The sequence below is a fragment of the Chitinophagales bacterium genome, from assembly GCA_040877935.1.
Lineage (GTDB): Bacteria > Bacteroidota > Bacteroidia > Chitinophagales > CAIOSU01 > JBBDNB01.
The window spans coordinates 1-11,338 of record JBBDNB010000051.1 but is presented as its reverse complement, the minus strand read 5'-3'; the positions used below and the strand labels follow the sequence as shown (position 1 = coordinate 11,338).

Genomic DNA, 11,338 nt, shown 5'->3' with positions numbered 1-11,338 from the left:
GAAGTGTCTGATTTTGAAGTGATTTCATGCTGCAATAGATTTCCTAATGCATATTCCGGGTTCAAGTATAGAAAAAATATTTTTTTGAATACCGGGATTATAGTACAGAACATTATCATTCAATTGCTTGAATGTCAGTAGCTGCAACGGTTTGTCTGCCACCAAAGTCAGGACAACAGAGCTCATATTTTTTCCCTATGCCCATCCCAATCCAATGGGTCATGACCCATTGGAATTAATAAAGTCCAAAATAATTTCCGAACTCAGGTAAATAGGTAAAGGGAAATTTGGCAAGAACAACAGCACTTAAGTTTCAAATTTATTCCAATCTATCCCTTAGCGTGATAGTGTCGATAACTGCAACCAAAACTCTTCTATCTTCAGTATGGCATCCAAAAATTCATCCATTTCTATGGGCTTTTTAACATAACTATTGCTGTGATTCGAATAGGCCTTTTCAATGTCTTTTTGATTAGATGAAGTCGTAAGCATTATTACCGGAATCTTTTTAAGATTGGGATCAGTTTTGATTTGCTCTAAAACTTGGTGTCCGTTATAAATAGGGATATTGATATCCAAAAGGACAAGATCAGGCTTCTTGGCTTCAGCAAAATCACCTCTTTTATAAAGAAAATCAAGAGCTTCCCTTCCATTTTTTGCCACACTGATTTCGGTTTTTACTTTGCTTTCCTCAAAAGCTTCTAATGTTAAAAAAACATCTCCTTCGTTGTCTTCTACCAAGAGGATGTGTACGGGCTTTAATGTCATGTTTTAAGTTTTTGTTTTGAAAAAGTGAAATAAAAAGTAGATCCTTTGCCTATTGCAGACTTCACACCTATTGCCCCGCCATGGTTTTCAACTATACGCTTACAGGCAGACAGTCCTATACCGGTTCCGGGTATGGCATCGTGCGAATGCAGTCTTTTCATAAATTCAAACACTTGATTGGCTAAACTCTGATCAAAGCCCATCCCATTGTCCTGGACAAACACTTTGATTTTAGGCTCTTTGTCTTCAAACCAAACAATAATTTGCGGGTCGGCAGCAGATTTATATTTAATGGCATTGCTGAAAAGATTCTGAAAAAGCCGGGCCAGTTGATGCTTATTACCAAGCACTTTCGGTAATTCAGGAATCGTGAAAACAGCTTGGCTTTCATGCACCTGATCCCTGATCGACTCTATCGCAATATCACAGGCTTCATTTAAAGAGACTTCTTCAAATATTCTTTCCTCCTTGTCAATCGTTGCGTACTCCAATAAATCCTTTATCATCAGTCTCATCCGCTGGGCATTGCTTTTGATTAAGGAAAAACCCTTCTCCTCCTTACTTCCTACAGTGAAAAGCCCCTTTTTTTCTAAAAAATCAATCATCGCAAAAATGGTTCTTAAAGGGGCTTGTAAATCATGGGAGGCAATGTACGCGAATTGTTCTAAGTCCTGATTCATCTGTTTAAGCTTATGAACAGATTGCTCAGCCTCTTTTTTTGCTTTCATTAATTCCAACTCGTATTGTTTCCGCTGGGTGATATTCAGAACTGAAAACCGGAAGAAAGGCTCCTCTTTTTTATGACCCGAAATTCGTTTGGCATTGACCAATGCAGGCAGTTTGATCGGTTCCTTTCCTTTGAGTTCAATATTTATTTCCGAAATCTCTCCATGCATTTGAAGCAGTGGCATTAGGTGGGTTTCGTAATATATTTTTTCACCCATGCCCAATAAATCCTGAAAAGATTTTTGAAGCACAATTTCGTCTCGTTCTAAACCCAACCACTTTAGCAAGGTGGTATTTATATTGACAATAAGGCCATCGGCACGCATAGTAAGATAACCAAAAGGGGCATTTTGGTAGAGATCTTCTGCGTCTTCAAAAAATGGCTGTGGTCTCATAGTTTGGTTGCTAAAAAATTTTGTATGCTGGAGATAACTTGAGATGGTGCAGTAAGGTGCGGGCAGTGGCCGGGACTGTTTAAAAGCACATACTTACTGTTCCTGATTTTCTCATGAACAAATTCTCCAACTTGAACAGGGGCAATCACATCCGGATGAGATTGGATAATCAAGCTTTGGGTTGAAACCCCGGATAAATCGTTTCGGTTATCGCCCAGAAATGTCACCCTGGCGAAATGCTTGGCAATATCGGGGTTCATAGAGCAGAAACTGTTTTTAAGTTCTTCGGAATACTCCTGTTTATCAGAGTTGCCAATAATCACAGGCGTAATGTAACTAGACCACCCAAGATAATTACTTTCCAGAGTTGTGATCAATTCGTCAATATCCTTTTGTGTAAAGCCACCGAAATAGTCATTGCTATTGATATAACATGGAGAGGGGCCAATTAAAACCAGTTTGTGGAATAATTCTGGTCTGTCAACTGCGGCAAGAACGCCAATTATGCTACTGACAGAGTGCCCCACAAAAATGATGTTTTTGAGCTCCAACGCTTCACAGATTTCAACAAGGTCATCAGCATAGCCTTTGAGGGAATTGTATTTTTCAAAATCGTAGGCACTTTGGTCTGATTTGCCAGAACCTACATGGTCAAACAAAACAATCTTAAAATCCTTTTCAAAAGCAGGAGTAATAAATCGCCACATATTTTGGTCGCACCCATAACCGTGTGCAAAAATCATGGGTTGATTTCCTTCGCCAAACACTTTTATATTATTTCTTGCAATTATGTTGTTGTTCATTTTCTATTCTGTTTAGGCAAGGTGAAAAAGAAAGTAGTGCCTTCTCCCAGAGTAGATTCCAACCAAACTTCTCCACCCATTCTTTCAATACTTTTCTTGACCATCGCCAGGCCCATCCCGCTTCCTTCGTACTGCTGATGATCGTTGAGGCGTTTAAACAAATTAAAAACATCCTGCCTTTGATCTTCCGGTATGCCCACCCCATTATCTTTTACCTGAATAGTGTATTTTATATCATTCTCTTCTACCTGAATGGACACCACCGGAGTTTTCCCTTCAGGAACAAATTTAATGGCATTGGAAATGAGATTTTGTAAAACCTGTTGGTAGCCTGTAAATGAACCTATAATTATGGGCAGCTTATCACTTTTGATTTGGGCATCTTTTTCTTCTATTTCTTTTTGAAGAATTTTCTTTACTTCCAAAAACACATCATTCAGATCTACAGTTTCGGTGGTTTCGAAATTGGAAGATTGATGAAACTCCAATAAATCCGCCAACATTTTACTTAAGCGGTTGGCTCCATCCAATGCCAGGTCAATATATTTTTGTCCTTTTGGGTCGAGGCTTTCTCTATACTTTTTATGAAAAAGCGTTAAAGGAGATTTAATCATTCTCAGGGGTTCCTTCAAGTCATGCGAAACGGAATAAGTAAACATGCTCATGTTGTCGTTGACAGCATTCAATTCCTGATTCAACAACTCAATTTTTTGATTTTTGCGCATCAACTCCCGTTTGTTGTTGATTAATTCGTTGTTGAGTGCAGAGAAATCATTCAAAAAAGCCTCATTCATTTCCTTTTTCTGCTCTTCGTTAAGAATCGTGCTGACCTTTTTCTCGGTTAGTCTTATCTGGTTTGCCTGCTCGTTGTTGATCAGCATAATTTCATCCAAAGCCTTTCCGGTAGAATTCAGTTCAGTATTTCCGCAAAGCAGGATCGTTTCTTTTAATAAATAACCTGAAAAAATATAGGTGACTTGTTGACCATTAAAGCTCAGGGTCAGCAAGATATTCTCTTCCATAGATTTCTCGTGAATGGAAAGCCAGAAGCTACCCAACTCTTTGATGGAGGATGATGAAACAAGGCTATGTAAGCCAACCGGTAGCTTAATGTTTTCGAGCAGGGAGGCGGTGTCCAAAAATACCTGTTTTACTGCCCCGTGTTGGTCGCAGGCCAGGATAATTTTCTTATCGTTTGGCTTAATTTCCATCTTATTGATTTACCAATTCGTTAGCCGTTGTAATTGCCTGATCAGCATTTTGAGCAAAAGCATCAGCGGCCACTCTTTGCCAGAGATCCGGATTGGTCAGAAATGGATAACCGCCCACCATTATTTTCAATTTTTTAAAATCACTTTTAGCCTGTATATTTTTTATCAGAGTGGCTGCTCTGCTAACATGGGTAGGAAGGGTAATAGACAACGCAAGCACATCGGCCTTGTACTCTTTTAGCGCCTCCTGCAATTGATTGTCAGGCATATTGGCACCGAGATAATAGGTGTCCCATCCGTCCATTTCAAAAAAATCAGTGACCATGCGAATGCCAAGTTCGTGCAATTCTCCGGAAATGGAGCAGGCCACCAATGTTTTTCCCTTGCGCTTGGAAGAAAAAATATGCTGGTACAAGCCGGACATGATCTGCTGGGTTGCAGCCGTACAGTAATGCTCGTGGGCAACAGTGATTTTATTGCATTGCCACAAGCGCCCTACTTCATATTGTGAAACCTGAAAAATAAACTGGTAGATATCTTTTATAGAAACTTCCTGTTCGATGAGCTCTGTAATCAAATGTGTTGCCTCCCTTCGTTTACCGAGCAGCAAATACTCCATATATGCAGTAACTTCTTTTTTCAGTGGGTTGTCATCTGCGATATAGGACGGGGTTTCTTCAGTATTGTCTTTGAGTTTTTCTTTGGCGATAGCAATATACTCCTTGGTCACATCGGAAAAATCACTGCCCAGGATCTCATGTATGGCCTGTTGAACAAATTCTAGGTTATGGTGCAGGTCTGTATCCGGAATATTTCTGGATTTTAGCATGGCGGCAGCCCAGAGTATATAGTTGGCATACATATCCGGTAGTTTCATGGTCATTGCTTCAGCCAGAAAATTGAGATGGAAAACAGCGTCTTCATAACAACGGTTTTTGCCAACTGGCCCGTAGCGTTTCATCAAGCCCGGATCGTGTGTAAAATGCAAGTGGGTGATATGATTGGCCAGTTCACTTGATTTTTCATTGAGCAATTTCAAATTCAGTGCAGACATAATTAAGAGCTTATGTGTTCGTATTTAGTCAGTTCCCAGCTTTTAGGGACTAGTTTCAGTCCTTTGGGAATATTTTTATGCGATTCCTTTAAATGGTGGCGGTGCCAGTATTCAAAATCTTCCTCACTTTCCCAATAGGTAATCAGGTGAATTTCTGCCGGGTTATTTAAAGGACTTAGTACATCCAACTTCACAAATCCTTTGGCGTTTTGCACTAGCCCAGGTCGGTTTTTAAAAGCGCTTTTCACTTCTTCCTCCATGCCATTTTGGATTTCAAATTTACTGATGGCTGCTATCATAAAACTGATAAATTAGTTTATACCGTTTGTGAGCTGATTCAATTTCAAGTAATGTACACTAATTCTTTGGTACAGTAAAAAAGAAAGTAGTGCCTTCTCCCAGAGTTGATTCCAAACAAATTTTGCCTCCCAAAAATTCCACGTGTTTTTTTGCAACTGATAAGCCTACACCAGTACCTGCGTATTGGTCTCTATTGTGCAATCTCTGAAAGATGAGAAATATTTTATCAAAGAATTCTGAATCGATTCCAATACCATTGTCTTTGATTGAAAACTCCCACTCGGCTTCTTTTTCTATTGCATTGATTTCTATTTGCGGTGCCTTCCCTTCTCCTGAATATTTTATAGCATTATCCAATAATGAATGAAATACCTGTGTTATAGCAGCTTTATACGAATAAATGGTAGGTAATTCAGATGTGGAGATGCTTACTGCTTTCTCTGAAATAATTTTTCTCCTGAGCTGTTTGAATTCAGAGAGTATTTCATTAACATCCACTTCCTCCATCGATTCTATTGGCCTGCCGGCTCTTGAATATTCCAGTAAATCAAGGATAGTTTGTTTCATACGTTTCGCTCCATCACTAGCAAAGTGAATATACTGAAGTGCTTTTTCGTCCAATTGGCCTCCATAACCTGTGCTCAATTTATTCATAAAACTAGACACCATCCTTAAAGGCTCCTGAAGGTCATGGGATGCTACAAATGCATACTCCTCAAGCTCTTCATTCTTGATCTGCAATGCAGCCTTATTGCTCTCCAATTCATTCTTTAGCCTATTCTGCTCCTTGATGTGGTTTTCTAATCCAATGAAAATTTTCGGGATGAGCGCTGAAGACAGGTAACAAAGAAAGACCAAATTAGAGCTAACGGCAACCCATTCATTAACGGAACTCATATCAACATTGTGTTCAAAGTTCAGCAACTCGAAATGTATAGCAAAAGCAAATAGCACCGAAATAAAAAGCACCAGGTGGCTCCACCAATAAGCATACTTATTGTCAAAAATGATGATGGAGTAAATACAAGCTGCCAAAAAGTAAACTAAAACCGAACCGGAAGAAGGAGCGGTGAAAATATTTAAGATGCTTGCAAAAGCAAATACGGTCAATGAAAAAATCAATTTTCTTACCATTATTTGAACTCGTGGCGCAAAAGCAATAAAAAACATGAGTCCAAGCGTACTAAAATGCAATATTGTTATAAACTCTTTATTTTCAAATGTAATCAAAAACAAAGACGGGATTAGCGCAATGAAACAAAGCGGTAGGACAAAAATCATGGTGGTGGAAAACAGGGAGTTTCTCCAATAATTTACGCTACCCTCAGATATTTCATTGTTCAAGGAGCAATTATTCCTGATGGTATCCTTGTATGTTTGCCATATACTACTCATTGTGTTTTTGGTATGCTAAAGTAAAACGTAGCGCCTTTTCCAAGTTCTGATTTCAACCAAATTTTGCCTCCTAAAAATTCCACATGTCTTTTTGCAATTGATAAGCCTATGCCAGTACCAGCATATTGATCTCTATTGTGCAATCTCTGAAAGATGAGAAATATTTTTTCAAAGAATTCTGAATCGATTCCAATACCATTGTCTTTGATTGAAAACTCCCACTCGGCTTCTTTTTCTATTGCCTTGATTTCTATTTGAGGCGCCTTCCCCTCTTCTGCGTATTTTATGGCATTATCCAATAAAGAATTAAATACCTGGGCAATTCCCGCCTTATAGGTAGTAACAGTAGGAAGCTCAACAGAGGATATGGAAGCAGCTTTCTCTGAAATAACTTTTCTTCTAAGCTGTTTGAATTCAGATAGTATTTCATTCAAATCCACTTCCTCCAGACTGTCTATAGGTTTGGCTGCTCTTGAGTACTCCAATAAATCAAGAATGATTCGCTTCATCCTTTTTGCGCCATCAGATGCGTAATGTATGTACTGAAGGGCTTTTTCGTCCAGTTGATCTCCATACTTTCGCTTGAGCTGGTCCATAAAGCTAGAAATCATCCGCAAGGGTTCCTGCAAATCGTGGGATGTGATAAAGGCAAAAGATTCCAATTCTTCATTGGAGCGCTCCAAATCCTTGGCATAATTTTGTAGGGATTCATTGAGCTCCAACAATTGTTTTTCGTGATTTTTTTGTTCGGTAATATCTGTCATAGCACCTACCATACGCATAGGTTTACCATCTACGTTTCTAATTACTATACCCCTGTCAATCACTTTTGCAAATGTGCCGTCACTTTTCCTGTAGCTATACTCAGCGACCCAGTTGGTTTGCTCTGAATCTTCAATTGCTTCATGAATACTTTGCACAACCCTATCTCTATCATCAGGATAAATGTGTTCGGTCCAGGATTCAAGGCTTGGAGTGATTTTACTTACTTCATAACCGAAGAGTTTTGTAAATCCCCCACCCCAATACAGGGTATCATCTTTAATATTCCAGTCCCAAATAGCGTCATTAGTAGCCTGCGTTACTTTTTCGAAGCGTTCATTGGCTTGCAACAGTCTAATATCTGCTTCCTTCCTTAGCGTTACATCTTTAAAATAGACAGATAGCCCCTCGTTTGAAGGATAAACTGTTACTTCAAACCATTTATTCACCGCAGGATAGTAATCTTCAACCGTTACCTTTTCTCCTGTCTCCATTGCTCTGTGGTACTCCCTGTAAAAATCCGTGTCGATGGCATCGGCAAATAAATCCCATAAATTATCCCCAATCAAATCTTCTCTTTTCCGACCTATCAGGTTTTCGGCTTCTTTATTCCAATAGGTGATAATCCAGTTTTTATCCACGGCAAAAAAAGCATCCCCTATACTTTCGAGAATATTGTTTTTCTCTTCGTAGGCATTTTGAAGCTCCTCTTCTGCTTTTTTCCGATCGCTAATATCCCTGGTTATTCCCAATAAGGACATAATTTTACCTTGCTCGTTTTTTAAAGGAACAGCGTGCGTCTCCATCCATCGGTGTGTTCCATTAAAACCTTTTATCTCGAATAAAAGCTTACCTGTTTCTCCTTTAAAAACCTTTTTTGTAAAAGTGGCGAATGCTGGTCGATGTTCAGGCAAAACAAGACCCAGCACAGATTTACCTATTATCTTTTCTTTATTATCGGCCTCAATCATTGCAAGTCCTGCCGGGTTCATCATTAATACTTTGTTATCCGGGCCTAACAATTTTATGCATTCCGGTTCAGCATCTAATATCGTTCTTATCCTGTTTTCGCTTTCCTTTAGGGCTATTTCTGCTATTTTGCGCTCGTGAATGTCCTGAAAACTGCCATAAATGCGTTGACATTTACCTTCTACCATTTCCGCATTGCCAATGGCTCGCACCCAGCGTTCATTCTTTTTAGCGGTAACCAATACGGCTTCAAAATCAAAGGGAATACACGATGTCACGCATTTTTCTACATTTTCACGAACCAAGTCCTTAAAATCTTCCCTGTAAAAATCAATGGAGCCTTCCAAGTCAGGCTTGAAGGTTTTAGGGTCTGTTTCGTGAAGTTCATGAAGCATTTCAGACCATATAATCTCATTGTTGGCGAAGTTGACTTCCCAACTTCCGATTTTGGCCAACTTTGACACCTGTCGGTTTAGCTCCCTGAGTCTTTTTTCTTCGGTAATATTTCTTGCCGTAGCATAGATAAGCCCTTCCTGCAAATTTGAATTACTGGTCCAGCTTAGCCATGTTATATTGCCACTTTTGTTGATGTAGCGATTTTCAAAACCAAAGGTTTTTCCACCTTTTTTAAGTTTTTCTAGATCATAGTGTGAACTATCTTTGTCATCAGGGTGGACAAATTTTTCAAAGGTGTTGTATAGAATCTCCTCTTCAGTACATCCAATCAAATCACAGCCAGCCTTATTAATTTTGAGAAATCTGCCCTGTAAATCCGTGATGCAGATGATATCAGGTATGGCATCATATAAATGTTGAAGGTCTTTCTCCAGTTTTTTTCGGTTGATTTCTGAGCCTAAAAATTGTCGAAGCTGCTCAAAAAGAGCCTTGTACTTTTTCAAGTGGTGCAGCTCTTGTTGGGTCCCAACTACCAGCACACCCACAATCTTTTGATTAAACTCCAGCGGAATACCCATTGCCGATGCAATTCCCGCTTTTTGAGCAGCTTCCTTGCGAACAAAATCATCCTTCTTGCTGATATCATCCCATAATAGTGTGGCTTTTTTGTCCCAAACGATGCCGGGAAGGCCTTCAACCTTAGTAAAGGATTTGATGTCCTTGCTGTGTTCATAAAAGGTGTCGGCTTTGGGTGATGCCGACTCGAAAGCAAATAGCTTAATGTGTGTGTCTTCAATGTTAGGAAGCCACAATTCCACAAAATCAAAGTGTCCATAATCATTGAGGGTTTGGCAAAGCGCAGTAGCAGCATCGAGCAGGTTGTTTTCATAAGAAAAGTTTAGGCTGATTTTTCCTAAAAGTTCCTTTTCAAGCTCTTTTTGTTTTTGCTCGGATACATCTCTTGAAACAGAAATGAGTTGTTGTATAGGTTTGCCTGTTTCACCTACTGGAGATACCATTACATCCCACCATTTAGGTGTACCTTTTGCTGTAGGGCAGAAGGCTGCGAACTGTGCGGTTTCCCCTTTCAAAGCTTTTTTGATGGCTTCCTTTGCCAAACCTTCATTTTCAGCTCCCCAAAGCGTCCACCAGCCTTTATCTTTAAATTTTGAGAAGTCTTCAATTTCCATCAGGCAAAGTCCATTGTAATTCATATACTGGATACGACCTTCGGTATCTATTACTTTCACGCAATCCGGGCTGCTTTCTAAAACCGTACGATTAAATTGCTCACTAACCTCCAGTTGTTTTTGGGCTTCCATTTGTTCGGTAATGTCCCTGGAATTGGCTACAATCCCATTTACCACAGGATTATCCGTCATATTGGTGAAGACCGTTTCAATCCAACGCCATTCCTTGTTTTTGTTCCGAAAGCGAAACGGATTAATAAGCACTTTTTTTTCTGTTGCTATTTTCTGCAAACTCGATGAAACTTTTTCTGCATCGTCAGGATGGATGAATTCAAAGGGACTTCTTCCAATAAATTCTTCAGGAGCTATCCCTAAAACTGAAATGCTTGTTGGGCTAACATAAAGATATTTACCTTCTGCGTCCAGAATGGCTATCAGGTCAGCACCCTCTTGCACCAATGCCTTGAAGCGTTGTTCACTTTGAAGTGTTTTTTCTTCCTGTTCGCTTTTTTCCGTTACATCCTGGCAAACAACGAGCAAACACTGGCGATCATTGAAATCAACCTTGTGCCCGTTGATTTCTACCTGGATAAGCGTACCGTTCTTTTTTTGGTGGGTGAATATGCCTAAATAAATATTTCCATCTCTTTTCTTTATATCTGTATTGGCCTTGATGAGATTAGGCACCTCTTCAGGTGGCCTTAAATCTTTTAAGGTTAATGATAGAAATTCTTTTCTCGAATATCCATAGTGCTCGATGGCAGCGATGTTCACATCCAGTATTTCCAGCGTTTCATTGTCTGAAATCCATGAGGGTAGTGGGTTTAAGCTGAAAAGGTCTTTGTTTATCTGGTCTTTTGTCATTTCTTAATTGAGTTACTATAAAACCATATGTATTATAATTATTTATAAATATACACCAATAAGCAGTGATATGCAAAAGAATAAATTTAGATTTGAATTTATGGTTTTTTCAGGACAAACAGATTCAAATTTGCTTGGGGCGTAGGGCAAATTTCCAGTATAGAAAAAATATTTTTTTGAATATCGGGATTATGGCACAGAACATTATCATTCAACTCCCTGAATGACAGTAGCTGCAAGGGTTTGTCTGTCACCAATTCAGGACAACAGGATGCATATTTTTTTCCTATGCCCATCCCAATCCAATGGGTCATGACCCATTAAAAAAGCAGAAAAAAAGCCCATGTAGAGATGACATCTTTATTGGAAAGATGTCATCTCTTGCACTAAACCCCGGTTTTATGTATAATATGCGATCCCTCCGGGATCGGACGGTGGTGGGAATCCTTGTTTAATCGGGTAGGAAGCGGCTTTCACCGCTGTCCCCCCACACCACCCGGCATAC

Annotated in this window: 8 protein-coding genes; all 8 read right to left on the bottom strand. The window is 39.4% G+C overall.

Going from position 1 to position 11,338, the window contains the following annotated elements; translation table 11 throughout:
* Nucleotides 1–336: 336 nt before the first annotated feature.
* From WD048_14685 to WD048_14650, 8 genes are read right to left on the bottom strand one after another with little or no spacing between them, the layout of a single operon-like run.
* Nucleotides 337–768, bottom strand: coding sequence for a response regulator (locus WD048_14685; protein MEX0813462.1), 432 nt, complete (start codon nucleotides 766–768; stop codon nucleotides 337–339).
* Nucleotides 765–1,889: an ATP-binding protein gene (locus WD048_14680; GenBank protein MEX0813461.1), complete on the bottom strand. Its 1,125-nt coding sequence runs from the start codon at nucleotides 1,887–1,889 to the stop codon at nucleotides 765–767. Before WD048_14680 ends, WD048_14685 begins: the two co-directional genes overlap by 4 nt.
* Nucleotides 1,886–2,692 carry an alpha/beta hydrolase gene (locus WD048_14675; GenBank protein ID MEX0813460.1) on the bottom strand — a complete coding sequence of 269 codons (807 nt, stop codon included), beginning with the start codon at nucleotides 2,690–2,692 and terminating at the stop codon, nucleotides 1,886–1,888. Before WD048_14675 ends, WD048_14680 begins: the two co-directional genes overlap by 4 nt.
* Nucleotides 2,689–3,903, bottom strand: a complete 1,215-nt coding sequence (locus WD048_14670; GenBank protein ID MEX0813459.1) for an ATP-binding protein — start codon at nucleotides 3,901–3,903, stop codon at nucleotides 2,689–2,691. The genes WD048_14675 and WD048_14670 overlap by 4 nt, the downstream gene beginning before the upstream one ends.
* Nucleotide 3,904: 1 nt before the next feature.
* Entirely contained in the window at nucleotides 3,905–4,957 is a 1,053-nt protein-coding gene (locus WD048_14665) for a cobalamin-dependent protein (GenBank protein ID MEX0813458.1), read from the bottom strand.
* A gap of 2 nt (nucleotides 4,958–4,959) precedes the next feature.
* Nucleotides 4,960–5,256, bottom strand: coding sequence for an antibiotic biosynthesis monooxygenase family protein (locus WD048_14660; protein MEX0813457.1), 297 nt, complete (start codon nucleotides 5,254–5,256; stop codon nucleotides 4,960–4,962).
* A 58-nt stretch (nucleotides 5,257–5,314) separates the two neighbouring features.
* Entirely contained in the window at nucleotides 5,315–6,652 is a 1,338-nt protein-coding gene (locus WD048_14655; protein ID MEX0813456.1) for an ATP-binding protein, read from the bottom strand.
* The gene (locus WD048_14650) at nucleotides 6,649–10,833 is read right to left on the bottom strand and encodes a PAS domain S-box protein (GenBank protein ID MEX0813455.1); all 4,185 of its coding nucleotides are present in this window, start codon (nucleotides 10,831–10,833) and stop codon (nucleotides 6,649–6,651) included. Before WD048_14650 ends, WD048_14655 begins: the two co-directional genes overlap by 4 nt.
* Nucleotides 10,834–11,338: the final 505 nt, after the last annotated feature.

Bases quoted from the DNA above. Each gene is read 5' to 3' on its own strand.
- WD048_14685 (MEX0813462.1), bottom strand. From the start codon at position 768: ATGACATTAAAGCCCGTACACATCCTCTTGGTAGAAGACAACGAAGGA.
- WD048_14650 (MEX0813455.1), bottom strand. From the start codon at position 10,833: ATGACAAAAGACCAGATAAACAAAGACCTTTTCAGCTTAAACCCACTA.
- WD048_14665 (MEX0813458.1), bottom strand. From the start codon at position 4,957: ATGTCTGCACTGAATTTGAAATTGCTCAATGAAAAATCAAGTGAACTG.
- WD048_14680 (MEX0813461.1), bottom strand. From the start codon at position 1,889: ATGAGACCACAGCCATTTTTTGAAGACGCAGAAGATCTCTACCAAAAT.
- WD048_14675 (MEX0813460.1), bottom strand. From the start codon at position 2,692: ATGAACAACAACATAATTGCAAGAAATAATATAAAAGTGTTTGGCGAA.
- WD048_14670 (MEX0813459.1), bottom strand. From the start codon at position 3,903: ATGGAAATTAAGCCAAACGATAAGAAAATTATCCTGGCCTGCGACCAA.
- WD048_14660 (MEX0813457.1), bottom strand. From the start codon at position 5,256: ATGATAGCAGCCATCAGTAAATTTGAAATCCAAAATGGCATGGAGGAA.
- WD048_14655 (MEX0813456.1), bottom strand. From the start codon at position 6,652: ATGAGTAGTATATGGCAAACATACAAGGATACCATCAGGAATAATTGC.